Genomic DNA, 25,358 nt, shown 5'->3' on the forward strand with positions numbered 1-25,358 from the left:
GGGGGGCCAAGGCCACCCCAAAACGGTCCGATCTTGGCCGGATCGGCGGCATCTGCGTGGCTTTGTTCATCCACTGGCCACGCAAAGCCCTGGCCGGCCCGGTAATCGACGGCCGACGCCCCTTCCGGGCCACAAAGCAAAACGCGGGCCCGGCCTTGCGCCGGGCCCGCCGTCGCCGGGCGGTCCGACGCGCCGGGCGACCTCAAGCGATGCCGCGGTTTACTTCTCCTGCGTCTGCGGCGCCGGCTGCGGTTGCGCCCGCGCGTCGACGTAGTCGTCCACGCCGTTCTTGTTCTGGTCCAGGCGACGGCCGCTGAGCTGGTAGTAGGTGCGCGAGGTCAGCGGGCCCTTGACGTAGGCGCGCTTGTCCGGATCCCAGTAGGTCGCGTTCGGCTCGACCGTGTTGGCGGTGAAGTAGACCGTGGTCGACGGGAACAGGTCGATGCTGGTGCCCGGACGGCAGTCGGCGGTGTCGGGGCCGTTGAGGAAGCTGTCGGACTGCGCGCGCTTGCAGTCGTCGGCGGTGATCACCTCGTACACGTGGCGCGCCTGGGTGAGCTTGGCGATCGGCACGCTGATGCCCTTGCCCGGCGACAGGGTGCTTTCGCGCACCAGGGTGCGGGTGGTGTTGGGCCACGGTTCGAACGGTTCGCCGGTGAAATCGGCGATGCGGCCGTTGGCGACCATCTGGTCCAGCGCCAGCACGCGCGGCAGTTCGCGCACTTCCAGGTTCTGCAGTTGCAGCGGCACCGCGGCGGGGCCGGCGACGTTGAACACGCCCAGGTTGAGGTTGCCGTTGATCGTGTCCAGGGTGCCGGCATCGAAGGCGTGCAGGCGCGGGTTCAAGGCCAGCGGGTTGCTCGCGCTGTCGCGCAGGGTGATGTCCTTGATCACGATCGGGTTCAAGGTCGACAGGCTGAAGTTCACCCCGGCGAACGAAGCGCCGATGTGGAACAGCACGCCGCCGGGCGCCTGGCCCGGAGGACCCGGCAGGCCGACGCAGCTGCCGGTGGCCCAGTTCGGGTTCGGCGTGCTCCATTTGACGATGTAGGGGTAATAGGTGCCGCCCTGGAAGGTCTCGGACGGACCGACCGGGCCGGTCACCGTCGGGGTGATCCACGGGCTGTTGCAGCCGCCGTAGAACCAGTCGATGGTCGGCGCGGTGGCGAGCGGATACAGCACGCGCAGTTCCAGGCTGTGGGCCGGATTCGCGTTCGGGTTGACCAGGTCCCAGTTCCACATGGTCTGCAGCGACAGGCCCAGGTTGGCGGCCAGGATCGAGAATTCGTTGTCGCTGAAATGACGCCGATACCCGGCGCGGTCCTCGGCGGTGAGGCTGCCGCCGGCGGGCATCACGTGATGCTTGTAGGTGTCCTCGCCCGGTCCGACGATGGTGTTGTGGGCCAGGCCGTAGTTATGCCCGGCCTCGTGCGCGGCGGTGCCGCCGATCGCGTTGGCCCAGCGGTCCAGGGTCGAGTTGGCGCCGTTGAGCGCGCCGCCGGGTCCGCCGGTCCAGTCCTGGTAGGTCTTGCCCCAGACATAGGAATAGTCGACCGCGGTGGTGTCGTTGGTGTTGACCGCCTGGGCCAGGCCGAACAGGCCGTCGGCCATGTCGGACTTGGTCGTCACCGCGACGATATTGCGGCGCGGGAAGGTCGCCGGCGGCAGGGTCGTGGTGTCGAGCACCTGGACGTTGAATTCGCAGTAGTCGAGTTCGACCACGTGCTTGACCGCGCCGCGCAGGGCCGCGGTGGTGCCGGTGTAGCTCGGCAGGTCGGCGGCGCTGAACGCCGCGGCCGGGTTGGTCACCGAGCCGGCCGAGAAGCCGAACGACGGGTACGTGATCGGCGCGGTCGGAAACACCAGGTACAGCTTGTTGGCTTTGTTGGACGGGTTGTAGGCCGGGCAGGTCGCCGCGAGCGCCGATCCGCTCAGCGACAGCAGGGCGAGCGCGAGCGCGGTGCGGCGCAGTGGTACGCATTCCTTCATGACGCGACTCCATGGTCGTGTAGGTGCTGCATGGGTATGCGTCGCGACGCGACGACGGGACGCGCCGCGCGGACGCGGCGAGTCGCATGGCCTGACGTCGCCGCTCGCGACGGAAGCGGCGCGATGCGCGCGTCGCGAACAGCCGTTGCCGTCGCCGCACGCATCCTTGCCGCGACTGGTTCTAGGCGCATGCGGGCCGCGGCGACAGGGCGAAACCGGGATCGAGCCGGGACAGCGCGGGAAGGTTTCGCGCTCACCGAGGCATTAGGGTGATGGCGGTCGCGGCGGCGGCATGACCGGCGTCGAAGGTTGGTTAGTCACGGTGAGCGAGTTGGGCTGGCTATTGAGCGCGCACGCACCGACCCGCTGGCCTGATCGACAGCGACAGCCGTCTGGCCAATGGCCGAAATATTCAAGGGATAAGCGCTACAGCGATGCTTCGTGTAGGAGCGGCGCAAGCCGCGACCGCGATACTGCGCTTGGGTCGTAACCTTTGGATCGCCGCGCCTGGCGCAAGCGCTTGCTTCGCGGTACTCGCGTCGCAGCCGTGGTGTCGCGGTCGCGGCTTGCGCCGCTCCTACAGTGGGCTATCCGAATAACGGCGGCAGCTGCTGCATTGATCCAAGCGACGGACGCCAGGCTGTTGGCCGAGCTATTCAAGCGATACGCGCTGCCGCGATGCTCCCTGTAGGAGCGGCGCGAGCCGCGACCGCGACACCATGCTTGGGTCGTAACCTTTGGATCGCCGCGTCTGGCGCAAGCGCTTGCTTCGCGGTACTCGCGTCATACCTGTGGTGTCGCGGTCGCGGCTTGCGCCGCTCCTACAGTGGGCTATCGCAACAGCGCGGCGGGCGTCAGCTGCTGCGCAACACCCACAACGCGATCACCCCGACCGCGACGACGATGCCGCCGACGATGCGCAGTTGCTTGTCGGGCAACGCCTGCAACTGTTCGGCCGCGCGCTTCCAGCCATTGGGCGCGACGAACAGGAACAGGCCTTCGAGCACTGCGACCAGGCACAGCGCTCGTATCAGTTCACCGGCCATGTCCGATCAGCGATCGGACTTGAGGTATTGCAGGAACGGATCGTCGCGGTCCAGCACGATCACGCTCTGGCCGTCGGCGAACGACTTGCGGTAGCTCTCCAGGCTGCGCTGGAAGGCGAAGAACGCCGGGTCCTTGTTGGCGGCAATGCCGTAGATGCGGGTAGCCTCGGCATCGCCCTCGCCGCGCGAACGCTGGGCGTCGCGCTCGGCTTCGGCCAGGATCACGGTCTTGTCGCGGTCGGCGGTGGCGCGGATCGCTTGCGCCAACTCGAAGCCTTCGGCGCGCAACTGGCTGGCGACCTGCAGACGCTGCGACTTCATCTGGTTGTACACCGACGCCAGCACGTTGCTGTCCTGCGGCAGGTCGATGCGCTTGATCCGGATGTCCTTGATCTTGACGCCCAGGGTCGCCGCGCCCTTGTTGATCGCGGCCAGCTGCTTGCCGATCACCGCTTCGCGATCGCCCTTGACCACGTCGAGCAGCTTGAGCGAGTTGATCTCGTTGCGCAGCGAGTCGCGGATGATCGGCGCCAGACGCTCGGCCGCGACGCTTTCGTCGCCGCCAGTGGCCTGGAAGAAGCGGCGCATGTCTTCGATCTGGCCCAAGGCGAAGAAGTCGACGCTGACGTCGAGCTTGTCGGCGGTCAGGTAACGCTCCGGCTCGGCCGGCAGGATCTTCAGGCGCAGGTCGAACACGCGCTGGCTTTCGATCAGCGGCCACTTGAAGTGCAGGCCGGGGCCGAGGTCGCTGCGCACCACGGTGCCCAGGCGGAAGATGATCGCGCTGTGACCGGCGTTGACCACGAACATCGACCCCATCAGGGCCAACAGCAGGGCGACGCCCGCGGCAATCAGGGCGGGAACTCTCATCGCATCACCTCGTCACGGGTCTTCGGGCGCGTCGGTCGGCCGACGTAGGGCACGGTGCTTTCGGTCGCGGTCACCGGGTTGAGCAGCTCAGGTTGTGTCAGCGGCACGCTGACCGGGCCGGGCGTGACCGCCGTGCCGTTGCGATCGGCCATGGGCACGTACAGCACCTGGCGCGAATCGCCGCCGACGATCTTGCGGTTCTGGCTCAGCACTTCCTGCACGGTGTCCAGCCACAGCCGCTTGCGGGTCACGTCGGGCGCGTTCTTGTACTGGTCGACCAGCAGCGAGAAGTGGGTCGCCTCGCCTTCGGCGCGGGCCACGGTCGAGGTCTTGTAGCCCTCGGCGGTGGTGCGGATGCGCTGGGCGTTGCCGCGCGCTTCCGGGACGATCTTCTTGGCGTAGGCCTGGGCCTCGTTGATCGAGGTGGTCTTGTCGGCGTTGGCGCGCTGGGCTTCGTCGAACGCGTCCTTGACCTCGTCGGGCGGGCGCGCGTTGGGCAGGTTGAGCTCGGTGACGGTCAGGCCGGTCTCGTAATCCTTGAGCGAACCCTGCAGGCGCTGGCGCACCTGGGTGGTCAGCACGCTGCGCGCGCCGAGCACGGTGTCCAGGTCGGAACGGCCGATCTGCTCGCGCACCGCGCTCTGCGCGGCCTGCTTGAGCACTTCCTCGGGTTCGCGCGAACCGAACAGGTACTGGTACGGCGACTCGATCCGGTACTGGACATTGATCTCGACGTTGACCATGTTGCCGTCGCGGGTCAGCACCGGCACGGTCTCGCTGTAGGCCTTGCTCTGGGTCGCATTGACCTTGCGCACGCTCTCCACCGGCCACGGCGCCTTGAAGTGCGGGCCGGGCTGGAGCACGCGCGAGAACACGCCGAAGCGCAGGACCACGCCGCGCTCCTGCTCGGTCACCAGCACGAAGCAGTTGAACACCAGCCACAGGCCGACCAGCAACGCGACCCAGCGCAGGATGCCGCCGCCTCCGCCGCCGAACAGTCCGCGCAGCGGATCGATCAGCGCGTCGAGGCCGCGGCCTTGGGGTTTGCGTTGCCGCGACGGTCGGTTGTCGCCGGAATTGTCACTGCCGGGGGTGTTCCAGGCCATGCCTGCTCCTAAAGAAGTGGACGCCAGGCGGAACATCCGATGTTCCGCCTGCTGCACCGGCCCGCGGCGGGGCCGGCACCGGACCGTGGCGTGGGGCGCCACGGAGATACGCGCGCGGGTTACCGCGCGCGAACCTGTCGATTCTAGGTGGGGGCCTGAACGGTCTCAAGCAAGGGGCGCAATGCCTCGCCATTAGGCTGGGCGAACAGGCGCTCGGCGTCGGTCACCGCGAGGTCGACGTCGACCAGCCAGCCGTGCTCGTCGGCCTGTTCGGACCGCACCGCGCCGAGTTCGTGCAGGCGCGCGCGCAGACGCGCGTCCTGCGAGGCGATCCGCACGCTGCCGGTGACGTGGCGCAGTTGCAGGGCCTCGCCCAGCGCCTCGCGCAGCAGGTCCAGGCCCTTGCCGTCGCGGGCCGACACCCATACCCGGTTCTTGCCTTCGCCCGGGCGGTCGATGCGCGGGGCGACCTCGTCGAGCCGGTCGATCTTGTTGAATACCAGCAACTGCGGCAAATCGCCGGCGCCGATATCGGCCAGCACCTCGTCGACCTGGGCGATGCGCTCGTCGCGCAGCGGGTCGGCAGCGTCGATCACGTGCAGCAGCAGATCGGCCTCGCGCGCCTCCGACAGGGTCGAGCGGAACGCGGCGACCAGGTCATGAGGCAGATCGCGCACGAACCCCACCGTATCGGCCAGCACCGCGCCGCCGCCGGGCAGATCGATCCGGCGCACGGTCGGGTCCAAGGTCGCGAACAACTGGTCGGCGGCATACGCGTCGGCGCCGGTCATCGCATTGAACAAGGTCGACTTGCCGGCGTTGGTGTAGCCGACCAGCGCCACCCGCGGCAGCTCGCTGCGCATGCGCGCGCGGCGCATCTGGGTGCGCTGCACTTCGACCTTGTCCAGGCGCTTTTGCAACTGCTCCAGGCGTTTTTGCAGCAGCCGGCGATCGGTTTCGAGCTGGGTTTCACCCGGGCCGCGCAGGCCGATCGAACCGCCGCGCTGGCGCTCCAGGTGGGTCCAGCCGCGGATCAGCCGGGTCGACATGTGCTTGAGCTGGGCCAGCTCGACCTGCAGCTTGCCCTCGGCGCTGTGCGCGCGCTGGGAGAAAATGTCGAGGATCAGGCCGGTGCGGTCGACCACCCGCCGCTCCAGCAGCTTCTCCAGGTTGCGCTCCTGGCCCGGCGACAGCCGATGGTTGACCAGGATCAGGTCGGCGCCGCTGGCGTCGGCCGCGGCCTTGACCTCGTCGAGCTTGCCGCTGCCGATCAGGATCGCCGCATTGGGCTTGTCGATGCGCGCGGTGATGACCGCGGCCACCGTGGCGCCCGCCGACCGCGCCAGATCGGCGAATTCTTCCAGAAGGTCCTCATCCGGCGCACCGCCGGCATGAGGCTGGATCAGCAGGGCGTGTTCGCCCTTCTTGGAACGCTCGAACATCGGGTATGGGCAACGAGTGGAGAGTGAGAACTAATGCAGATGGAGGCGACGCACCGGTTTCTCAATTCTCCCCGCCCGCGGCTTGCATCATTCCGCTTCGTCGCCGCCGTCGCTGCCGTCGGCCGACTGGACATAGCCGCCGCCCGGACCGACGCGGACGTTGCGCGCGGGGACGACGGTGGAAATGGCGTGTTTGTAGACCATCTGACTGACGGTGTTGCGCAACAGCACCACGAACTGGTCGAACGATTCGATCGTGCCCTGCAGCTTGATGCCGTTGACCAGGTAGACCGACACCGGTACGCGTTCGCGACGCAGCGCATTCAGGAAAGGATCCTGCAGGGATTGCCCCTTAGACATCTTCTAGTTCCCCAGCATGTTCTAGTTATTAGGAACGGCGCGCCCTGCCCTTGCGGTGGCCCGAAGGCAGGTGCTTCCGTATCGCCGGCTGTTGTCCCCACAGGGGCGACCGCCCGATGTTAACGCAAGTCCAAGCAAACATTGCGACCCGGTTCCGGGTTTGCGCGCTCCATTCTAAGCGGCGTGCCCCGCCCCACGCAGCCGGGCGCCGGCGAACAGCCTCAAGGCATGCTCCAGTTCGGCCGCGTCGCGCAAAGGATCGAACCAGCGCGCGTCAAGTTCGCCGCGCAGCCAGGTCAGCTGGCGCTTGGCCAGCTGGCGGGTGGCGTAGATGCCGCGATCGCGGAACTCGGCCTCCGGGTACGCGCCGTCCAGATGCTCCCAGGCCTGGCGATAGCCGACCGCGCGGATCGCCGGCAGGTCCAGCGGCTGCGGATGCGCCTGCAGCTGCGGCAGCGCACGCAGGCCGCGGACTTCATCGAGGAAACCCTGCGCCAGCATCGCGTCGAAGCGCTGCTCGATGCGGCCGTGCAGCACCGCGCGCTCGGCCGGCGCCAGTACCAGCTTGAGCACCCGATACGGCAATCGCGGCGGCGGCGCCTGCTCGCGCCAGTGGCTGATGCTGCGGCCGGACAGGCGATAGACCTCGAGCGCGCGCTGGATGCGCTGGGCATCGGTGGCGTGGATGCGGGCGGCGGCCCGTGGGTCGATCCGGGCCAGTTCGGCGTGCAGCGCGGCCCAGCCGCGTTGCTCGGCCTCGATGCCCAGTTGCGCGCGCAGCGCCGGATCGGCCTGCGGCATCTCCGACAGCCCCTGCAACAGGGCGTGGAAGTACAGCCCGGTGCCGCCGGCCAGGATCGGCATCCGTCCGCGCGCGGCGATCGCGTCCATGGCGCGGCGCGCGTCGAGCGCGAACTCGGCGGCCGAATACGGCTGCCACGGCTCGCGCACGTCGATCAGGTGATGCGGCACCGCCGCGCGCTCCTGCGCCGAGGGTTTGGCCGCGCCGATGTCGAGCCCGCGGTAGACCAGCGCCGAGTCGACGCTGACGATCTCCGCATCCAGCCGCTGCGCCCATTCCAGCGCGAGCGCGGTCTTGCCCGAGGCGGTCGGCCCCATCACGGCGATGGCGAGCGGGCGTGGATCGGCGGAAACGTTCATGTGCAGTGCGGGGTCATTCGCGATGCGGGCGGGTCGGCGGCGGAACAGCCGGCAGACTCGCACAGCCCGGTGCAGGGCGAAAGCGCCGCGCCCGCGGCGCGAGCGGTGGACAACCGCGGCGGACGAACACCGCGCTTCCCCACAAAAGCTGTGGAGAACCGCTGGGGCAAGCCTGTTGATAAGCCTATCCGGCCCTTGCGGCGCAACGCTTAGAGACTGTTTGTCGGTTTTTTGACCAAGCCGTTACGGTTGTCCACACAGCCTGTGGACAAGCCTGCGGACAGTTTCCAGATCACCCCCTGCGAAGCGTTGCGGTACAAGCATTGCAAGAGGTTTGGCGAAAATTTCGCCAGCGATTTTCGCTTGACGTGCGCGCGCGAATCGGCATCGCCGCGGCGACGGACGGCGACGCAGAAGCCCTCGGCGAATGCAAGCATTTTGAACGTTCCGCAGCCGGCGATTCGCCGACGCCCGCGGCAGCGGACGCCTGTCCACAATGCCTGTGGACAAACCTGCGGACACACGCATTGCAATCGGGTTTCACGCCTTGCGTGGCAAGGGCCGGGTAAGTTTGGCTAAATTTTGATCAGCCTTCGATATGCGGCCTCGACTCAAACATCGCCCGCACAGTCAAGCGTTTTGTATCCCCTGCAGGAGCGGCGTAAGCCGCGACCGCGAACCATGGCTGCGACGCAAGCGCGAGGTCGCGGTCGCGGCGCGCGCCGCTCCTGCAGGGAGCAGTCAGTACTCCCCGAGCGCGCGCGATGCAGGCGGTGATCGGCCCTTCGCCCAACCACACCCGCCGAGCTAACTCAATGTCCACAACGCCTGTGGACAAGCCTGCGGACACACGCATTGCAATCGGGTTTCACGCCTTGCGCGACAAGGCCTGGGCAAGTTTGGCTAAATTTTGATCAGCCCTCGAAATGCGGCCTCAATTCAAATCCCGCCCGCACCGTCAAGCGTTTCGTATCCCCCTGTAGGAGCGGCGCAAGCCGCGACCGCGAACCATGGCTGCGACGTAGGCGCGAGGTCGCAGTCGCGGCTCGCGCCGCTCCTACAGGGAGCACTCGGATTTTCGTGTGTGTGTGTGTGGAAAGCGTTGGTCGAACGCTCATCTGACAACGGCTATCGGGGGCGCATCAATGTCCACAACGCCTGTGGGCAAACCTGCGGATACACGCATTGCAATCGGGTTTCACGCCTTGCGCGGCAATGGCTGGGCAAGTTTGGCTATATTTTGACCATTCGCCGATATGGGGTGTCGGCTCAAATTCCACCCGCACAGTCAAGCGTTTCGTGTCGCCCTGTAGGAGCGGCGCGAGCCGCGACCGCGACCTCGCGCCTACGTCGCAGCCATGGTTCGCGGTCGCGGCTTGCGCCGCTCCTACAGGAGGCGCTCGGATTTTCGTGTGTGTGTGTGTGTGTGGAAAGCGTTGGTCGAACGCTCATCTGACAACCGCTATCGGGCTGCATCAATGTCCACAACGCCTGTGGGCAAACCTGCGGATACACGCGCTGCAATCGGGTTTCACGCCTTGCGTGACAAGGCCTGAGCAAGTTTGGCTAAATTTTGATCAGCCCTCGATATTAGGGCTCAGCTCAAATCCCACCGCACAGTCAAGCGTTTCGTTTCGCCCTGTAGGAGCGGCGCAAGCCGCGACCGCGAACCATAGCTGCGACGTAGGCGCGAGGTCGCAGTCGCGGCTCGCGCCGCTCCTACAGGGAGCACTCGGATTTTCGTGTGTGTGCGGAAAGCGTTGGTCGAACGCTCATCTGACAACCGCTATCGGGCTGCATCAATGTCCACAACGCCTGTGGGCAAACCTGCGGATACACGCATTGCAATCGGGTTTCACGCCTTGCACGACAAGGCCCAGGCAAGTTTGGCTAAATTTTGATCAACCCTCGATATTAGGGCTCAGCTCAAATCCCCCCCGCACAGTCAAGCGTTTCGTGTCGCCTTGTAGGAGCGGCGCAAGCCGCGACCGCGAACCATGGCTGCGACGTAAGCGCGATGTCGAGGTCGCGGCTCGCGCCGCTCCTACAGGAGGCACTCGGATTTTCGCGTGTGTGTGCGGAAAGCGTTGGTCGAACGCTCATCTGACAACCGCTATCGGGCTGCATCAATGTCCACAACGCCTGTGGGCAAACCTGCGGATACACGCGCTGCAATCGGGTTTCACGCCTTATGCGACAAGGCCTAACCGAGTTTGGCTATATTTTGATCATTCGCTGACATGAGGCTTCGGCGCAAATACCGCGCGAACAGTCAAGCGTCTTGTGTTCCCTTGCAGGAGCGGCGCAAGCCGCGACCGCGACCTCGCGCAACCATGGTTCGCGGTCGCGGCTTGCGCCGCTCCTACAGGAGGCGATCGGGTTTTCACAAGTGGACGCGCGGCAAGCGCTGATCGAGCACGGTCATCTTCCATCATCAGACCGGCACTATGTCCACAACGCCTGTGGACAAGCCTGCGGACACACGCCTTGAATTGGGTTCCACGCGTTACCCCGCAAGGCATACGCAAGATTGGCTATTTTTTGGCCACGCACGTCAACGCGTGCCTGCGCTGATGGATCGACCGTCTCTGGACGGCCTCATCGGCGACGGGGATGACAGGCCCAACGCGTCCGCGACGTCGACTCATTCGTCGTCCGGCCACTTCGGCATCGACGGCGACGCGGCGCGTCTGGGCGCTTGTTGCGCCGTCACGGCCTCCCACACCTTGAGGGCGTCGACGGTCGCGGCGACATCGTGTACCCGCAGCAGCCTGGCGCCGCGCTGGGCCGCGATCAGGTGCGCGGCCACCGAGCCCGATACGCGATCGCGCGGATCGTCGCGGCCGGTGATCTGGCCGATGCTGCGTTTGCGCGAGAATCCGGCCAGCACCGGCACGCCGAGTTCGGCATAGCGTTCGAGCTGCGCGAGCAACGTCAGATTGTGCTCAAGCGTCTTGCCGAAACCGAATCCGGGATCGACCACGATGCGTTTCTTGTCGATGCCGGCCATCTCGGCGGCGAAGATGCGCTCGGCCAGGAAGCGATGCACTTCGGACACCACGTCGTCGTAGCTCGGCTCGTGCTGCATCGAGCGCGGCTCGCCCTGCATGTGCATGAGCACCACCGGGACGCCGAGCGAGGCGGCCATGTCGAGCGCACCGTCGCGGCGCAGCGCGTAGACGTCGTTGATCAGGCCGGCGCCGGCTTCGACCGCGGCGCGCATGACCTCGGGCTTGGAGGTGTCGATGCTGATCGGCAGCGTGGTTTCGCGCGCCAGGCGTTCGATCACCGGGATCGTGCGGCGCAGTTCTTCCTCGAGCGGAACCTCGTCGGCGCCGGGGCGGGTGGATTCGCCGCCGATGTCGAGCGCGTCGGCGCCTTGTTCGGCGAGCTTGAGGCCGTGGGCGATCGCCGCGTCGGTGGTGTCGTGGGCGCCGCCGTCGGAGAACGAATCGGGCGTGACGTTGACGATGCCGAGCACGCGCGGGCGATCGAGCACCAGGCGGCGGCCGTTGCAGTCCAGGGTCGGGGCTAGGTCGAACATGGCGATTCCGTGCGGATGGCGATGATTGGGATGCTAACGCTTGCCGGCTTGGCTTGTGGGTGTGCGGTGGCTGAACGAAGAACGTCGGGGCTGAGGCCCCTCCCACAAGAGACTTCGTGCTTCTCACCTGGTCTTGATAACGAGGCGATCTACGAGGTCTTTTGTGGGAGGGGCTTCAGCCCCGACGCTTTCCGCCCAGACGCCACGCCCCCGCATCACCGCACCACTGCCGACGCCTTCCTCAGCCCCGACCGGCGAACAAACAAAAACGCCGGAGCAAAGCCCCGGCGTTTTTATTCAATCAGCGATGTCGAACCGATCAAGTCTGCGCCGCAGGCCCACCGATCGCGCCCGGACGGTTGTCGTCCTTGGACACCCGGCCCGACTTGGCCCAGTCGGCCGGCGGGCCCGGCTCGCGGCCGGCCATGATCGCGTCGATCTGGGTCGCGTCGATGGTCTCGTACTGCAGCAGCGCCTCGGCCATCACGTGCAGCTTGTCCAGGTTGTCCTTGAGGATTTCCGAGGTGCGGCCGTAGGCCTTGTCGAGGATGCCGCGCACCACTTCGTCGATCTTGCGCGCGGTCTCGTTGGACACGTTCTTGTGCTGGGTGACCGAACGGCCGAGGAAGACTTCGTCTTCTTCTTCGCCGTAGGCGATCGGGCCCATCTCGTCGCTCAGGCCCCACTTGGTAACCATGTTGCGGGCCATCTTGGTCGCGCGTTCGATGTCGTTGGACGCGCCGGTGGTGACCTTGTCGACGCCGAAGATCAGCTCCTCGGCGACGCGGCCGCCGTACAGCGAGCACAGCTGCGATTCGATCGCCACGCGGTTCATCGAGTACTTGTCGCCTTCGGGCAGGTACATCGTCACGCCCAGGGCGCGGCCACGCGGGATGATGGTGACCTTGTAGACCGGATCGTGCTCGGGCACGACGCGGCCGACGATGGCGTGGCCGGCTTCGTGATACGCGGTGAGCTTCTTTTCGTCCTCGCTCATCGCCATCGAACGGCGCTCGGCGCCCATCAGGATCTTGTCGCGCGCCTTGTCGAAGTGCTCCATGCGCACTTCCTTGCCGTTCTCGCGCGCGGCGAACAAGGCCGCCTCGTTGCACAAGTTGGCCAGGTCGGCGCCAGAGAAACCCGGAGTGCCGCGGGCGATCGTCATCGGCTCGACGTCGTCGGCCAGCGGCAGCTTGCGCATGTGCACGCGCAGGATCTGCTCGCGGCCCTTGACGTCGGGCAGGCCGACCACGACCTGGCGGTCGAAACGGCCCGGACGCAGCAGCGCCGGATCGAGCACGTCGGGACGGTTGGTCGCGGCGATCACGATCACGCCTTCGCCGCCCTCGAAACCGTCCATCTCGACCAGCAACTGGTTGAGGGTCTGCTCGCGCTCGTCGTGACCGCCGCCCAGGCCGGCGCCGCGATGACGGCCGACCGCGTCGATTTCGTCGATGAAGATGATGCACGGCGCGTGCTTCTTGGCCTGCTCGAACATGTCGCGCACGCGGCTGGCGCCGACGCCGACGAACATTTCGACGAAGTCCGAACCGGAGATCGAGAAGAACGGCACCTTGGCCTCGCCGGCGATGGCGCGGGCCAGCAAGGTCTTGCCGGTGCCGGGCGGGCCGACCATCAGCACGCCGCGCGGGATCTTGCCGCCGAGCTTCTGGAACTTGGACGGGTCGCGCAGGAACTCGACGAGCTCGCCGACTTCTTCCTTGGCCTCGTCGCAGCCGGCGACGTCGGCCAGGGTCACCTTGACCTGGTCCTCGCCCTGCAGCTTGGCCCGCGAGCGGCCGAAGCTCATCGCGCCCTTGCTGCCGCCCTGCTGCATCTGGCGCATGAAATAGACCCAGATACCGATGAACAGCAGCCACGGCAGCACGTTGATCAGGATCATGATCAGCGAGGGGCTGCTCGACGGCGGGGTCTGCTCGGTGATCACCTTGTGGTTGATCAGGTCGTTGATCAGGTACGGATCGCGCGTGCTGTAGGTCGTGAACGTGCTGTCGTCCTTGCGCTTGCCGGTGATCGTCGTGCCGTCATCGGAGATCTTGACCTCCTTGATGCGGTCGGTCTGGACCTGGTTGATGAACTGGTCGTAGGCGAGCACTTCCGAGCCCGCGGTACGCGGACCGAACGCCTGGAACACCACCATCAGCACGACGGCGACGATCACCCAGAGCAGCAGATTCTTGGCCAAATCGTTCATGTATTTCCTACCCTGCGAACCCCACGGGAAGTGGGGGTCTCGTGTCCTCCGGCGCCTTGTGCGCCGGCGGTAACGCCCAGATTGCCATACAGCCACGCCGCGCACCTGCCGAGATTCGGCCGGTCAGACCGTCGGCGCAATCGCCCGATCGTCATGGATCAGGTCATCGCCGCCTTCTTGCCCTGCGCCAGCGCGTACACCTCCGGCGATCGCTTGCGCGACGCCGCCGGCTTGCGGATCGAGACCTTGGCGTAGCGACGGCGCAGTTCGCGCACGTAATCGTCGAAGCCCACGCCCTGGAACAGCTTGATCAGGAACGTGCCGTCGACCTTCAGGTGCCGGTCGGCGAAATCCATCGCCAGCTCCGAAAGGTGCATCGCTCGCGGCAGGTCCACCGCGTCCACACCGCTCATATTGGGGGCCATGTCGGACAGAACAAGGTCCACCGGCTGCCCGCCGACGCTGGTCTCCAGCTGGGCCAGGACCTCGTCTTCACGGAAATCGCCCAGGATGAACTCGACCCCGGCCAGGCCGGGCATGTCGAGGATGTCCAGGGCGATGACCCGGCCGGGCTGGCGCGGGTTCAGCCGGTCCAGCTCGCTGCGCAGCCATTGCGACCAGCCGCCCGGGGCGGCGCCCAGGTCGACCACGATCATCCCGGGCTTGAGCAGGCGGTCGCGTTCGACCAGTTCCTCGAGTTTGTAGGCCGCGCGCGAGCGCAAGCCTTCGGCCTTGGCCTTCTTTACGAAGGGGTCGGAGAAGTGTTCCTTGAGCCAGCGCTGGCTGGATTTGCTTCGGGTCGCCATGAGCGGGCGGCCGTCCCGGTGGGGGTTAGGGACGCCATGATACCCTGAGCGCCCTTTACGCTTAGTACGTGTGACCCGATGCCCACCCTGTTGACCTCCGCCCAGACCCGTTTCCTGCGCGGACAGGCCCACGACCTCAAGGCCATGCTGCAGGTCGGCGGCAAGGGCATTACCGATGCGCTGCTGGCCGAAATCGACCATGCGCTCGAGCACCACGAGCTGATCAAGGTCAAGGTCGGCGCCGACGACCGCGAGGTCCGCGACGCCATGATCGCCGACATAGCTGAACGGACCGGCTCGGCCCTGGTCCAGCGGATCGGCCACACCGCCGTGCTGTACCGCCCGAGCAAGGAAAAGCGCCAGATCGTGTTGCCGCGGTCTTGATGAAGCCGGGAATGGGGAATCGGGAATAGGGAATCGGAACGCCCCCCGCCCCTGCTCCGCTCCGGTTTTGCCGATTCCCGATTCCCCATTCCCGATTCCCGCCCCCATGCAACTGACCCTTGAACGCCCCGACCACGAATTCTTCCTGCGCGGGGCCGACGGCCAGGTCGCGCTGGTCAACGACCGGCGGCTGCAGCGCAGTTTCGTCCTCGCCCCGAACCGGCTGATCGAAGACTGGGCGGTGAGCGACGTGCGCGCCCTGACCATCGACGACCTGGAACCGCTGTTCGCGCTGGAGCCGGAGCTGATCGTGCTCGGCGGCGGCGCCACCCAGGTCTTTCCGCCCGCCGCGACCCTCGCCGCCTGCCTGCGCCGCGGCGTCGGCCTGGAAACCATGACCAATTCGGCCGCCGCGCGCACCTTCAACGTGCTGGCCGGCGAAGGCCGCAAAGTGGTCGCGGGGTTCGTGCTGGGCGCGTGAGCTGGCGTGGTGCCCGTTCGAGGCGAACCACCCATGCCGCGCCCGATCCGTACCCGACGGTTCCGACTGTAGGAGCGACGCGAGTCGCGACCGCGGCCTCTCGGCTGCGTCGAAACCCTGAGGTCGCGGTCGCGACTCGCGTCGCTCCTACAGGGGGCTACTGGAACAACACGCGAGGCTTGAACACTCGCTTTGCCGCGATGCGGCTTTTGTTGCTGCTCGCGGCGATTGCGATCGCCGGTTGTCGCGCGCCCTCGCCGGCCGAACGCTACGAACGCTGGCTCGCGGGCGGCCAACGCGAGCACGTGGACGAATACCGCGGTTACTTGCGCGCTCAAGGCCTTGCCGATCTACCGCCGATGCCGCAGATGCTGCGTTCCGGCCGGCGCTGGCGGCAATGCGGCGCGGCCGAGTTTGCGCTGCCGCCGAAACCGATGTGGCCGGATACGGCGCGCACGCTGCGCTTGATCGCCGACTTGCGCGCCGCGGGCTTGCTCGAGGGCGTCGAAATCACCTCCGGGTATCGCGATGCGGCCTTGAATCGTTGCGAAGGCGGCAGTTCGCGCAGCCGCCACATGAGCGGCGGCGCCTATGACTTCGACCTCGCCCGCGACGCGGATACGAAAGCGCTGTGCGCCTACTGGCGCCGTCGCGGGCCGACGAGCGGCTTCGGGCTCGGGTTCTACGACGCGCACCATCTGCACATCGACACCGCTGGGTTCCGCACCTGGGGCTACGACTACACGTACCGGACATCGCAGTGCATGCCCGGCGCGCGCCTGAAACATTAGGCGAACCGGCCCGACGCAACATAACGAGTGACGTCGCGCCAGCCGCTACCATGGCGAAGGTTTTGCACGACCGTTGCCGCTGCGCCCGAATCGTCCGCCCGGTTCTATCGACGCGAGTGCCTACTCTTGGTTGCGCAAAGCTGTTTTCCTTAATGCTGGCAATGGACATCGAAGGTTCGACATGACCGCAACCGGCAGCATCGCTCCCGTCGACAGCGCGCCGCTGGATGCGTGCGAGCTGGATTATCTGCGTGCGCAAATGTCGACGATCCCGCCACGAATCATCCTGACCGGTGGCCTGCTGGCGGTCGCCACCGGCGCGGCGATGGTGATTGCCGCGCCGGAACTGCATGAGGGCTGGTCGCTGTTCGCCTTCGGCGCGCTGTTTTTGATCGGGCTGGCGTTCACGCTGTCGATCTACAACGACCAGCGCGCGCTGCGCGCGGATGTGGCCGGCGGCATCAAGCTTTGGCGCGATGGCCGCGTGCACGCGATGACGGTGAGCGAGGACAGCGACTCCGGGCGATCTAACTACCGCGTCGAAATCGCTATCGATCCGGCCCCCGACTCCGATATCGATACCGATCCACCGTCGCCGCTGAGCTTCGCCGTTGACTCAAATTGTTATCACTCGATCGCGCAAGGCGACTGCGTCCGTATCGCCTACACGCCGCATCAGGTCGCGCTGTTGAACTTGGTCAACGGCAATCGCGAATGCGTCAGCGTCGCCGGATGCAAACCGGCCATCCCGCCGTCGCCGTAGCGCGTCGCAGGTATTCACGATCTCGGCGCCCGGGTCGCGCCAACTGCGATGCTCGATGAAAGTATTCACTCGACGCACGCATCCATCGCCGCAAACAAGCGCGCGCCGCCGATAGCGCTCAATCCGCTTCCCGCCGCAGCGAGTAGCTGTACGAGTCGGTACGCAGATGCAGGATGGTCTTGCTGGTCGGGACGTAGACGATGCGCACCGCGTCTTCTGGCAGCAGCGCATGGAACAAGCGGGCTTCCACCAGGAATACGATCGTCCGCGGTGGCGATTCATCGACCGTCACCGTGATGAAGCAAGAAGGACTACCGCCTTCGGAACTCTCGGTACGCATGTGACTGATGCGGCCGCGGATGCTGAGCTTGACCCCCGTATCGAGATCGGCCTGCAATTTGTCGTCTTCGTTCGACACGACGAAAACAATCAGGGCCGCCGCCAGCACAGCGGCGGCGACCACGACCGCGATCGCTCCTGCGCCCATGTCCTTCACGTCGGCCAACATCAGTACCGCCACGAAAATCAGGCCTACGCCCAGCAAAGCGACCATTCCGCAGCCGCCCGTCCGCCTCGCGGCCAAGGTATCGCGCTCGTGTTTGTTGAGCGTTCCGGTTTGGCGCTGCGGCGTGTCTTCGATGCTCGCAGCGGCTTCCGGGCGAAGCGCTTCTGACGCCTGCTGGAGATCGGGCTCCGATGGCGCGGACAAGGTTTTCCGCCGCAACGCCCGCGCCGCATCACGCTGCGCCCTGCGCAGCTGCAAACGCGAATCGGCTGAACTGTTGGGCTCCAGCGCGGCCCGCAGAGCCAAGTCCGGCGCGGCGAAATCGTACTCGCATCCCACCGCGACGACGCTGATGACGGTCTTGCTGGCCGGCGCATAGGCGACCCGGACTTGCTCGCCGTATTCAACCTCGAAAAACACGAGGGCCGGCGGGTCGAATTCGAGCGTGCATGGCGGCGTTTCCTCGGTCCGCAGCTCGATGCGGTAGCGCGATTGTTCGCCGTCGTGAGTTACTTTCGCCACCTTGGCCACGGCGAGCCGCTTGATGCCGCCGTCCATGTCGGCCTGAAGGTTCGCGTTGGTGGCCCAGCTGACCAGCGCCGTCAATGCCGCCAGTGCGAGGCCAGCGACTACGGCCACCGCGATCAAGAAAGCGCCGTAACGCTCCCACGTCGTCCATACCATCAACAGCGTGATCGCGACGATCGCTACCGCACCCAACGCGCCGTGCGACTTGAGCGCATCCAGGCGAGCGATCTCGTCCTGGCTCAGCGGCTGCGTCTTGTTTTCGTCGGACGATGCCGTCATGGCGAGGCGCCCGCCCCGACCTTGTCTGGATCCGGACGCCGGCAATAGCGGCCGTGTTCGGTCCTCAACTGAAGGATCGTCTTGCTGAGCGGGACGTAGGCGATGCGCACGAGGTCGTCCTGCTTGACCTGCAGATACAGGCGTTTTTCCACGAAAAACTTGAGCTCGCGCGAGGGCGTTTCGTCGATGGCCACGGTGAGGAAGCCTGGACCGGCGGTTTCTTCGGAGTCCATGCGGATGATGCGGCCCGAGGCGATCAGCTTGATGCCCGCATCCAGATCGGACTGCAGCTTGCCATCCACTTTCAGCATCATGAAACCCACCGCGGCCAGAACCGGGACGACGCACAACGCGAAGATCGCGACCATGCGCATGTCGCGGTATATCCCGACCACGCCACATACGATCGCGATGATCAGGGCCATCGCGCCCAGAAAACCGATGATTCCGCTGCAGCCGTCGCGCATGCTGGCCAATACCGCCAGGTCGTTCGGGTTGAGCGGCCGGGTCCGGACCGCACCCATCGACCCCGGCGCGGCGTCGCCGCCGTCCGCGGCTTGCCATTGAAGATCGTCGACATCGTCGAACCAGTCCGGCATCGGCTGGGTCTGGGACGAGGCTTCATCCGGCGGTGTCGACATGCTGATCCTTCAGGCTGCTTTTTCGCCGGCTTATTCTGCACCGATCCGGCCCGTCGCTCGCGGGCGACGAGAAAAGATCGTTCGATGAAGCGGCGCGGCTCGCGAGAGGTGCGTCCGCGTTCGAACACCGAGCCGCGGCGTACCGGCAAACGGCAGGCGCAGCGGCGATACGCAGCGGCACTTAGGGCGGCGCCAGACCCAACTGCGACAGTTTTCGCGCCATGCCTTCGAGCGTATTGAGCGTATGCAGGCAGCCGCCGTCGGCCCGCCGATAGGAAATCAGGCCGCCATCGACCAGCCACGCGACGAGAATCGCGTCGCGCGCCAAGGCGCTGCGGTGTTCGGACAAGGGGATATCGGAACCGAGCAGGTCCGCCGGCATCAAGGCGGGATCGGCCTGCTTGAGCACGAACCGGCCCGGACAATCGGCAATGTCGGTCCACGGCCACGCCGCTTTCAAGGTCGCGAAATCCATGGCTTCGCTCGGCGCCCCGCCGCGACGACGGGTGCGCGGTCGATTATTTCGCCGGCAGGTACAACAACGGATCGACCGGCTTGGCGTTGTAGCGCACTTCGAAATGCAGCATGTCGCGCGCGGCGCCGCTGCGGCCCATTTCGGCGATCTGCTCGCCGGCCTTGACCAGCTGGCCTTCGTTGACCAGGCGCTTGCGGTTGTGGCCGTAGGCCGACAGCCATTGTTCGTTGTGCTTGACGATGATCAGCTCGCCGTAACCGACCAGGCCGGTGCCCGAATACACCACCACGCCATCGGCCGCGGCGCGCACCGGGGTGCCGCTGGCGCCGCCGATGTCGACGCCCTGCTTGGTCGGTTCGTTGGCGACGTAGCGGCCCAGCAGCGGGCCGTCGGCCGGCCAGCGCCAGCGGATGCCGCTGTTGATCGGCGCGGCCGGGGTCGGCGCGGGCGTGGTGGTGCGCGGCGGCGTGGTGCCGGCCGAGGACGAACCCGAAGACGCCGGCGGGCGGCTGCCGTTGGACGGATACAGGCGCAGGCGCTGACCCGGATACAGGTTGTACGGCGGCGACAGGTTGTTCCAGGCGGCCAGATCGGCGAGCTGGATGCCGTTGTTGGCGGCGATGCGGTACAGGCCTTCGCCGCGCTGCACGGTGTAGGTGGCGCCGTACTTGGGCTTGGACGCCGGCTGCGACGGGGTGGACGGACGCGAGCCGCCAGGACGCGCCGACGAGCCAGGACGGCTGTGGCCGCCGCGCGAGGGCTCGCGCACGACCGTGCTCGAACAACCGATCAGGGCGAGCGCGGCCAGCACGCAAGCGGCCATCGCCAGGGTCGGGGTTCGGGTCGTGTGGGTCATGCCTGTCCTCGTGCCGCGTCGATCGTCGCGCCGATCGCCGCGGGTTAAATCCTGAATTAGGTGCAGCCGTCGCGAACAGTCTGGCGGCAGGCGCGGCTTATTGCTGTGAACGCCACACCAGCCAGGCGATCGCGCCGGCCACGATCAACGTGGCGATCCAGCCGATCGGCTCGATATAGCGCCGCAGCGCCTGCTCGGCGCGTTCGCCGCCGATGCGGATCGCCAACGCAAGCGCGTACACGCGCTTGCCGCGGCCGATCAACATGCTCGGGATGTATTGCAGCATAGGCACGCCGACGATGCCCGACGCCCAGGTGAACACCTTCATCGGAATCGGCATTAAGCCGCCGACCACCAGGAAGGTGAACACCGCCCACGGCGACTCGACCATCTTGGCCTGGACCGTGGCGATGCCCGCCTCGATGCTGGTCAGCATGCCCAGCGAGGCGAACAGCGGCTTGAGCGCTTCGAACGCGTAGTGGCCCAGCGCATACCCGACCAGCGCGCCGGCCATCGAGCCGATCAGGCTCAAGGTCGCGAACCAGAACGCGCGCCGCGGCTGGGCGACGCACATCGGCGCGAGCATCACCTCCGGCATCACCGGAAAGATGATCGCCTCGATGAAGCTCAGGCCGGTGAGGTAGGCCGGCGCGTGCTTGTGCCGGGCCCAGATGATGGTGCGCTCGTAGAGCGGTCCGAAGATCTTCAAATCGTGCCTCTGTCGCGAATCGTGTTCAGTCGATCATGCCCGACAGCAGCGGCACGAACACCACCGGCGCGAGCGTGTGTTGGCTGACGTTGCCGTCGGCGTCCTTGCGCAGCTTGAGCAGCGACTGCGACGAAGCCGCGCCGACCGGCGCGATCAACGTACCGTTGGGCGCGAGCTGGTCGGTGAGCGCGTCGACCAGCGCCGGCGCGGCGGCGGTGACGATGATCGCGTCGAACGGGCCGTTTTCGGGCCAGCCGATGCGGCCGTCGTCGTGCTTGCTGCGCACGTTCAAGCCCAATTGGCGAAAGCGCTTGCGCGCGGTGCGCAGCAGTTCGCCGATGCGTTCGACGGTATGCACGTCCAGGCCCAGCGCGGCCAGGATCGCGGCCTGGTAGCCCGAGCCGGTGCCGATTTCGAGCACCCGGCCGGGAACGCCGTCCTCGAGCAGGGCCTCGGTCATCTTGGCCACCACCCACGGCTGGGAAATGGTCTGGCCGTGGCCGATCGGCAAGGCGGTGTCTTCGTAGGCGCGCATCGCCAGCGCTTCGTCGACGAACAGATGGCGCGGCACGGTGCGGATCGCGTTGAGCACGCGCTCGTCGCGCAGGCCCGATTCGCGCAGGCGCTCGACCAGGCGGTCGCGGACCCGCTGCGAGGTCAGCCCGCTGCCGATCGCCTCGGGCTGCAGACGCATGCGCTGGATCATCGCGACCGCTCCGCGTCCGCCGCCGCGCCATCGAGCGCGCTGGCCAGGCCGCCGACCCAGCTGGCGACCTGCTCCAGGGCTTGATAACGGGTCAGATCGACATGGATCGGGGTGATCGAGATATTGCCGGTGCGCACCGCGTTGAAATCGGTGCCCGGGCCGGCATCGGCCTCGGCGCCGGCCGCGCCGATCCACCACCACTGCCGGCCGCGCGGATCTTGCTGCTGCACGCAGGCTTCGGCGCGATGGCGATTGCCCAGGCGGCTGACTTCGAACCCGGCGATCTGGCTCCACGGCAGATCGGGCACGTTGACGTTGAGAATGGTGTCGGCCGGCAGCGGGTCGGTGCGCAGGCGGGCGATGATCTCGACCGCCGCGCGCGCGGCGCTTTCGTAGTGATGGCCGACGTGGTCGGCGGTCGCCAGCGACACCGCGACCGCGGGCAGACCGAGGAAGCGGCCTTCCATCGCCGCGGCGACGGTGCCCGAATAGATCACGTCGTCGCCCATGTTGGCGGTGTTGTTGATGCCGGACACGACGATGTCGGGTTCGACCTCGAGCATGCCGGTGATCGCCACATGCACGCAGTCGGTCGGCGTGCCGTAGACGCGCCAGGTGCTGTCGTCGAGCTTGCTCACGCGCACCGGCATGTCCAGGGTCAGCGAATTGCTCGCGCCGGAACGGTCGCGGTCGGGCGCGACCACCAGCACCTCGTGACCGGCGTCGCGCAGGCCCTGGGCGAGGATGCGAATGCCGGGGGCGTCGACACCGTCGTCGTTGGAGACCAATACGCGCATGAGACTCCGCAAGTAAAAAGCTGGCAAACCAGCCCCGGATGATACCCGATATGGCCGGCGCCCCCGCGCCGCACGCGGCGGCCGAGCGGCGTTATGATGACCCACGACCGCCGGGACGCAGGTACACAGCACGGCATGGAGTATTGGGATCATATCGATCGCGTGATGCGCGCCAATACGCTGGACGAGGTGAAGTCGTTCACGGCGGCCTACACCAAGGCCATCGGGTTTCAGCATCATGGCTACGCGACGAAACTACGCGAACCGTTGAGCGGTGGCGCCGATTTCCTGTTCTTCGAGGATTTCGACAGCGACTGGTCGAAAACCTATCCGCGCCTGTTCACGCCGCAGGCCGAGCAGACCGATCCGCGTATCGTGATGTCGCGCGAAGGCTATCCGGCGGCGGCCTGGAATTCGCGCGGCCGCACCAACTACGAGCCCCCGGGCGCCTCGTTGGCCCAGCGCACGCGCAAGACCTTGATCCAGGCCGGCGAGTTCGGCCTGCACGGCGGCATCACCGTGCCGAGCTGGTCGCCGTCCACCAACTGGGCCTTCACCACCTTCACCCACAAGGCCGTGCTCGATCCGCGCGAGCTGATCCCGCTGATCGGCGAGTCGGTGTATTTCGTCAGTTGCATGCATGCCGCGATCGATCGCCTGTTGCGTCCGCCGCGCAGCGCGCCGCGCCTGAGCGAGCGCGAGTGCGAAGTGCTGCGCTGGTCGGCGGTCGGCAAGACCTCGTGGGAGATCTCGATGATCCTGCGCATCAGCGAGCGCACGGTGAATTTCCACCTGCAGCAGGTCTCGCGCAAGCTGGGCGTCAAGGGCCGGCGCGCGGCCTGCGCGCGGGCGGTGGCGTTGGGGTTGATCCTGCTTTGAGTCGGTGACGGCGCGCGCGGCGGGGGGTTATGCGAGCCGCCCGGCGCTTTTCGCTCAAATCATCGCGATCTGAAACAAGAGCGTCGGGCTTGAAAGCCCTCCCACAACAGGCCTCGCGGCTTCGAAATCTTTTGTGGGAGGGAGCTTCAGCCCCGACGCTTTTCACTCAGATCACCGCGATCTGAAACAACAGCGTCGGGCTTGAAAGCCCTCCCACAACAGACCTCGCAGCTTCGGAACCTTTTGTGGGAGGGAGCTTCAGCCCCGACGCTTTTCGCTCAGGTCACCGCGATCTGAAACAACAGCGTCGGGCTTGAAAGCCCTCCCACAACAAACCTCGCGGCTTCGGAATCTTTTGTGGGAGGGAGCTTCAGCCCCGACGCTTTTCACTCAGGTCACCGCGATCTGAAACAACAGCGTCGGGCTTGAAAGCCCTCCCACAACAAACCTCGCGGCTTCGGAATCTTTTGTGGGAGGGAGCTTCAGCCCCGACGCTTTTCACTCAGGTCACCGCGATCTGAAACAACAGCGTCGGGCTTGAAAGCCCTCCCACAACAGACCTTGCGGCTTCGGAATCTTTTGTGGGAGGGAGCTTCAGCCCCGACGCTTTTCGCTCAGATCACCGCGATCTCAAGCAAGTGCGTCGGGCCTGCCGGCCCACCCGCAATCAACAGCGCACTCGCCACTTTGCCGAATCTGTCGCTTCGATGACCATTGGCGATGAAAAGCGGTCCGTCCAACCGAATCGGCCGACCAATGCGGCGATAGCGGACGCCGCGTGTTTCGCCGCACACCCGCGTATTCGATACCCATCCTCTCTCGACCCTGCCGCCCTGCCGCCCCGCCGCCCCGCCGCCGCGACGCCCACATCGAGCATGCGCCTGTCAGTTCTTACAGGCGCCGCATCGGTGCCATGCCTTCGCATGCTCAACTTCGCGCCGCGGTACACGTCGAGGCATGCGCGCCTGCGCGAGGGGACTTGCCGACCGACACCGCGGCAGCAAGCTTTCCCCGGTGCCGGCCCGATACCGACGGTCCGCAAGTCCCAAGGAAGGGCCGGGGCTTTTAATGGCGCGACTTTTGACGGCGCAACTTCAATGCAGGTTTTTTGACGTCACGGCTTCGACGGCGCGACCGCCGCCTGCACCGCGGCCCCGCGCCGATTATCCTGTGGCCATGACGCCCCCGCCCGACCGCCCCGATGACGACAGCGACGACGCGGCCCTGTTCCACGCCGCGATCGGCGAGGTCCGCCGCCTGCCCGATGCCGCATTGCCGCCGACCGCGCCCAAGCCGCGGCCGCGCGCGCGCATGGCCGAACGCGACGAAGCGCTGGCGCGCGAGGAATTCCGCCACGCCCTGGACGAGAGCCTGCTCGAAGCCGGCGATGCGTTGAGTTATCGCCGCGACGAACTGCCGCCGCGGGTGTTCGCGCGCCTGCGCCGCGGCGAAATCTCGGCGCAGGAGGAACTGGACCTGCACGGCAGCCCGGCGCGCGAAGCCGAAGCGCTGCTGCGCGCCTTCCTCAACGACGCGCGCGAACACGGCCTGGGCTGCGTGCGGGTGATCCACGGCAAGGGCCGCAACGGCGGCAGCGACTATGTCGACAGCCGCGGTTCGCCGGTGCTCAAGAATCTGGTCGACCGGATGCTGCGCCAGCGCGCGGACATCCTCGCCTTCCACTCCGCGCCGCCCGCGCAGGGCGGCACCGGCGCGGTGCTGGTGTTGCTCGCGCCGCCGCAACGGCGGCGCTGAGCGGCGCGAGGCTTGCGATTACTGGCTCTGCTGGGCTACCGCGCGTTCGCGATTGGGCGGATTGACCCACACCACGCCGATCCCGCGGCGACGGGCGATGCGCTCGACCGTGGCGATGTAGCGATCGTCGCGATTGAGTGTCGGCGCGGCCTGCGGCGCGACGCTGGCGGGTTCGACATAGCTGCTGCGAGCCTGGGTGCCGGCACAGGCGGCCAACCCCAGAACGGACAACGACAGGACGGCAATACGCGATAGAGCGTTCATGACCTG

General features: G+C 66.6%; 26 protein-coding genes. 7 read left to right on the plus strand and 19 right to left on the minus strand.

Annotated elements, in window-relative coordinates; translation table 11 throughout:
• Positions 1 to 219 precede the first annotated feature (219 nt).
• The 11 genes from KME82_RS17325 to rlmE all read right to left on the minus strand — a co-directional run bounded on the left by KME82_RS17325 (position 220) and on the right by rlmE (position 14,539).
• Positions 220 to 1,989 (minus strand): hypothetical protein, encoded by a 1,770-nt coding sequence (locus KME82_RS17325; protein ID WP_215495155.1) that lies wholly within the window; start codon positions 1,987 to 1,989, stop codon positions 220 to 222.
• Between the two features lie 854 nt (positions 1,990 to 2,843).
• Positions 2,844 to 3,035: a DUF2065 domain-containing protein gene (locus KME82_RS17330; protein ID WP_036114125.1), complete on the minus strand. Its 192-nt coding sequence runs from the start codon at positions 3,033 to 3,035 to the stop codon at positions 2,844 to 2,846.
• Between the two features lie 6 nt (positions 3,036 to 3,041).
• Complete coding sequence (gene hflC, locus KME82_RS17335) at positions 3,042 to 3,905, minus strand: protease modulator HflC (RefSeq protein WP_215495156.1); 864 nt, start codon at positions 3,903 to 3,905, stop codon at positions 3,042 to 3,044.
• The gene (hflK, locus tag KME82_RS17340; RefSeq protein WP_215495157.1) at positions 3,902 to 5,011 is read right to left on the minus strand and encodes an FtsH protease activity modulator HflK; all 1,110 of its coding nucleotides are present in this window, start codon (positions 5,009 to 5,011) and stop codon (positions 3,902 to 3,904) included. Before hflK ends, hflC begins: the two co-directional genes overlap by 4 nt.
• 143 nt (positions 5,012 to 5,154) lie before the next feature.
• The gene (gene hflX, locus KME82_RS17345; protein WP_215495158.1) at positions 5,155 to 6,453 is read right to left on the minus strand and encodes a ribosome rescue GTPase HflX; all 1,299 of its coding nucleotides are present in this window, start codon (positions 6,451 to 6,453) and stop codon (positions 5,155 to 5,157) included.
• Between the two features lie 87 nt (positions 6,454 to 6,540).
• Positions 6,541 to 6,813 (minus strand): RNA chaperone Hfq, encoded by a 273-nt coding sequence (gene hfq / locus KME82_RS17350; protein WP_036114113.1) that lies wholly within the window; start codon positions 6,811 to 6,813, stop codon positions 6,541 to 6,543.
• Between the two features lie 174 nt (positions 6,814 to 6,987).
• Positions 6,988 to 7,974, minus strand: a complete 987-nt coding sequence (gene miaA, locus KME82_RS17355; protein ID WP_215495159.1) for a tRNA (adenosine(37)-N6)-dimethylallyltransferase MiaA — start codon at positions 7,972 to 7,974, stop codon at positions 6,988 to 6,990.
• Positions 7,975 to 8,183: 209 nt separating this feature from the next.
• Positions 8,184 to 8,411, minus strand: coding sequence for a hypothetical protein (locus KME82_RS17360; RefSeq protein ID WP_215495160.1), 228 nt, complete (start codon positions 8,409 to 8,411; stop codon positions 8,184 to 8,186).
• Positions 8,412 to 10,618: 2,207 nt separating this feature from the next.
• On the minus strand, positions 10,619 to 11,518 hold the full coding sequence (gene folP, locus KME82_RS17365; protein ID WP_215495161.1) for a dihydropteroate synthase: 900 nt from the start codon (positions 11,516 to 11,518) through the stop codon (positions 10,619 to 10,621).
• A 319-nt stretch (positions 11,519 to 11,837) separates the two neighbouring features.
• Positions 11,838 to 13,733 carry an ATP-dependent zinc metalloprotease FtsH gene (gene ftsH / locus KME82_RS17370; RefSeq protein ID WP_215495162.1) on the minus strand — a complete coding sequence of 632 codons (1,896 nt, stop codon included), beginning with the start codon at positions 13,731 to 13,733 and terminating at the stop codon, positions 11,838 to 11,840.
• A 158-nt stretch (positions 13,734 to 13,891) separates the two neighbouring features.
• Positions 13,892 to 14,539: a 23S rRNA (uridine(2552)-2'-O)-methyltransferase RlmE gene (gene rlmE / locus KME82_RS17375; protein WP_046657431.1), complete on the minus strand. Its 648-nt coding sequence runs from the start codon at positions 14,537 to 14,539 to the stop codon at positions 13,892 to 13,894.
• 78 nt (positions 14,540 to 14,617) lie between these two features.
• On the opposite strand from rlmE, the gene yhbY reads away from it, so the two are divergent.
• From yhbY to KME82_RS17395, 4 genes are all read left to right on the plus strand, one after another.
• Complete coding sequence (yhbY, locus tag KME82_RS17380; RefSeq protein ID WP_036114097.1) at positions 14,618 to 14,923, plus strand: ribosome assembly RNA-binding protein YhbY; 306 nt, start codon at positions 14,618 to 14,620, stop codon at positions 14,921 to 14,923.
• Positions 14,924 to 15,029: 106 nt separating this feature from the next.
• Positions 15,030 to 15,404, plus strand: a complete 375-nt coding sequence (locus KME82_RS17385; protein WP_215495163.1) for an Mth938-like domain-containing protein — start codon at positions 15,030 to 15,032, stop codon at positions 15,402 to 15,404.
• Positions 15,405 to 15,583: 179 nt separating this feature from the next.
• Entirely contained in the window at positions 15,584 to 16,195 is a 612-nt protein-coding gene (locus KME82_RS17390; protein WP_215495164.1) for a D-Ala-D-Ala carboxypeptidase family metallohydrolase, read from the plus strand.
• A gap of 181 nt (positions 16,196 to 16,376) precedes the next feature.
• The gene (locus tag KME82_RS17395) at positions 16,377 to 16,958 is read left to right on the plus strand and encodes a hypothetical protein (RefSeq protein ID WP_215495165.1); all 582 of its coding nucleotides are present in this window, start codon (positions 16,377 to 16,379) and stop codon (positions 16,956 to 16,958) included.
• A gap of 118 nt (positions 16,959 to 17,076) precedes the next feature.
• Here KME82_RS17395 and KME82_RS17400 read toward each other — a convergent pair whose 3' ends face one another.
• The 7 genes from KME82_RS17400 to surE form a co-directional block, all read right to left on the minus strand.
• Positions 17,077 to 18,270 (minus strand): hypothetical protein, encoded by a 1,194-nt coding sequence (locus KME82_RS17400; protein WP_215495166.1) that lies wholly within the window; start codon positions 18,268 to 18,270, stop codon positions 17,077 to 17,079.
• Entirely contained in the window at positions 18,267 to 18,869 is a 603-nt protein-coding gene (locus KME82_RS17405; RefSeq protein ID WP_215495167.1) for a hypothetical protein, read from the minus strand. Before KME82_RS17405 ends, KME82_RS17400 begins: the two co-directional genes overlap by 4 nt.
• Positions 18,870 to 19,092: 223 nt before the next feature.
• Positions 19,093 to 19,386 (minus strand): hypothetical protein, encoded by a 294-nt coding sequence (locus KME82_RS17410; protein ID WP_215495168.1) that lies wholly within the window; start codon positions 19,384 to 19,386, stop codon positions 19,093 to 19,095.
• A 43-nt stretch (positions 19,387 to 19,429) separates the two neighbouring features.
• Complete coding sequence (locus KME82_RS17415) at positions 19,430 to 20,242, minus strand: peptidoglycan DD-metalloendopeptidase family protein (RefSeq protein WP_215495169.1); 813 nt, start codon at positions 20,240 to 20,242, stop codon at positions 19,430 to 19,432.
• Between the two features lie 97 nt (positions 20,243 to 20,339).
• Positions 20,340 to 20,951 carry a YqaA family protein gene (locus KME82_RS17420; protein WP_215495170.1) on the minus strand — a complete coding sequence of 204 codons (612 nt, stop codon included), beginning with the start codon at positions 20,949 to 20,951 and terminating at the stop codon, positions 20,340 to 20,342.
• Between the two features lie 25 nt (positions 20,952 to 20,976).
• Positions 20,977 to 21,657, minus strand: coding sequence for a protein-L-isoaspartate(D-aspartate) O-methyltransferase (locus KME82_RS17425; RefSeq protein ID WP_215495171.1), 681 nt, complete (start codon positions 21,655 to 21,657; stop codon positions 20,977 to 20,979).
• The gene (gene surE, locus KME82_RS17430; RefSeq protein ID WP_215495172.1) at positions 21,654 to 22,454 is read right to left on the minus strand and encodes a 5'/3'-nucleotidase SurE; all 801 of its coding nucleotides are present in this window, start codon (positions 22,452 to 22,454) and stop codon (positions 21,654 to 21,656) included. Before surE ends, KME82_RS17425 begins: the two co-directional genes overlap by 4 nt.
• A 165-nt stretch (positions 22,455 to 22,619) precedes the next feature.
• On the opposite strand from surE, the gene KME82_RS26840 reads away from it, so the two are divergent.
• The 3 genes from KME82_RS26840 (at position 22,620) to KME82_RS17440 (ending at position 25,088) form a co-directional block, all read left to right on the plus strand.
• Positions 22,620 to 23,333: a helix-turn-helix transcriptional regulator gene (locus KME82_RS26840; protein WP_215495173.1), complete on the plus strand. Its 714-nt coding sequence runs from the start codon at positions 22,620 to 22,622 to the stop codon at positions 23,331 to 23,333.
• 579 nt (positions 23,334 to 23,912) lie between these two features.
• Complete coding sequence (locus KME82_RS27175) at positions 23,913 to 24,044, plus strand: DUF6053 domain-containing protein (protein ID WP_430538846.1); 132 nt, start codon at positions 23,913 to 23,915, stop codon at positions 24,042 to 24,044.
• A 465-nt stretch (positions 24,045 to 24,509) separates the two neighbouring features.
• Entirely contained in the window at positions 24,510 to 25,088 is a 579-nt protein-coding gene (locus KME82_RS17440) for a Smr/MutS family protein (RefSeq protein WP_215495174.1), read from the plus strand.
• A gap of 18 nt (positions 25,089 to 25,106) precedes the next feature.
• Here the strand turns inward: KME82_RS17440 and KME82_RS17445 are convergent, their stop codons facing one another.
• On the minus strand, positions 25,107 to 25,352 hold the full coding sequence (locus KME82_RS17445; RefSeq protein ID WP_215495175.1) for a hypothetical protein: 246 nt from the start codon (positions 25,350 to 25,352) through the stop codon (positions 25,107 to 25,109).
• Positions 25,353 to 25,358: the final 6 nt, after the last annotated feature.

This window comes from Lysobacter capsici (assembly GCF_018732085.1).
GTDB classification, from domain to species: Bacteria; Pseudomonadota; Gammaproteobacteria; order Xanthomonadales; family Xanthomonadaceae; genus Lysobacter; species Lysobacter capsici_A.

Bases quoted from the DNA above. Each gene is read 5' to 3' on its own strand.
- KME82_RS17325 (WP_215495155.1), bottom strand. From the start codon at position 1,989: ATGAAGGAATGCGTACCACTGCGCCGCACCGCGCTCGCGCTCGCCCTG.
- KME82_RS17330 (WP_036114125.1), bottom strand. From the start codon at position 3,035: ATGGCCGGTGAACTGATACGAGCGCTGTGCCTGGTCGCAGTGCTCGAA.
- hflC (WP_215495156.1), bottom strand. From the start codon at position 3,905: ATGAGAGTTCCCGCCCTGATTGCCGCGGGCGTCGCCCTGCTGTTGGCC.
- hflK (WP_215495157.1), bottom strand. From the start codon at position 5,011: ATGGCCTGGAACACCCCCGGCAGTGACAATTCCGGCGACAACCGACCG.
- hflX (WP_215495158.1), bottom strand. From the start codon at position 6,453: ATGTTCGAGCGTTCCAAGAAGGGCGAACACGCCCTGCTGATCCAGCCT.
- hfq (WP_036114113.1), bottom strand. From the start codon at position 6,813: ATGTCTAAGGGGCAATCCCTGCAGGATCCTTTCCTGAATGCGCTGCGT.
- miaA (WP_215495159.1), bottom strand. From the start codon at position 7,974: ATGAACGTTTCCGCCGATCCACGCCCGCTCGCCATCGCCGTGATGGGG.
- KME82_RS17360 (WP_215495160.1), bottom strand. From the start codon at position 8,411: ATGCTTGCATTCGCCGAGGGCTTCTGCGTCGCCGTCCGTCGCCGCGGC.
- folP (WP_215495161.1), bottom strand. From the start codon at position 11,518: ATGTTCGACCTAGCCCCGACCCTGGACTGCAACGGCCGCCGCCTGGTG.
- ftsH (WP_215495162.1), bottom strand. From the start codon at position 13,733: ATGAACGATTTGGCCAAGAATCTGCTGCTCTGGGTGATCGTCGCCGTC.
- rlmE (WP_046657431.1), bottom strand. From the start codon at position 14,539: ATGGCGACCCGAAGCAAATCCAGCCAGCGCTGGCTCAAGGAACACTTC.
- yhbY (WP_036114097.1), top strand. From the start codon at position 14,618: ATGCCCACCCTGTTGACCTCCGCCCAGACCCGTTTCCTGCGCGGACAG.
- KME82_RS17385 (WP_215495163.1), top strand. From the start codon at position 15,030: ATGCAACTGACCCTTGAACGCCCCGACCACGAATTCTTCCTGCGCGGG.
- KME82_RS17395 (WP_215495165.1), top strand. From the start codon at position 16,377: ATGACCGCAACCGGCAGCATCGCTCCCGTCGACAGCGCGCCGCTGGAT.
- KME82_RS17400 (WP_215495166.1), bottom strand. From the start codon at position 18,270: ATGACGGCATCGTCCGACGAAAACAAGACGCAGCCGCTGAGCCAGGAC.
- KME82_RS17405 (WP_215495167.1), bottom strand. From the start codon at position 18,869: ATGCCGGACTGGTTCGACGATGTCGACGATCTTCAATGGCAAGCCGCG.
- KME82_RS17410 (WP_215495168.1), bottom strand. From the start codon at position 19,386: ATGGATTTCGCGACCTTGAAAGCGGCGTGGCCGTGGACCGACATTGCC.
- KME82_RS17415 (WP_215495169.1), bottom strand. From the start codon at position 20,242: ATGACCCACACGACCCGAACCCCGACCCTGGCGATGGCCGCTTGCGTG.
- KME82_RS17425 (WP_215495171.1), bottom strand. From the start codon at position 21,657: ATGATCCAGCGCATGCGTCTGCAGCCCGAGGCGATCGGCAGCGGGCTG.
- surE (WP_215495172.1), bottom strand. From the start codon at position 22,454: ATGCGCGTATTGGTCTCCAACGACGACGGTGTCGACGCCCCCGGCATT.
- KME82_RS26840 (WP_215495173.1), top strand. From the start codon at position 22,620: ATGCGCGCCAATACGCTGGACGAGGTGAAGTCGTTCACGGCGGCCTAC.
- KME82_RS17440 (WP_215495174.1), top strand. From the start codon at position 24,510: ATGACGCCCCCGCCCGACCGCCCCGATGACGACAGCGACGACGCGGCC.
- KME82_RS17445 (WP_215495175.1), bottom strand. From the start codon at position 25,352: ATGAACGCTCTATCGCGTATTGCCGTCCTGTCGTTGTCCGTTCTGGGG.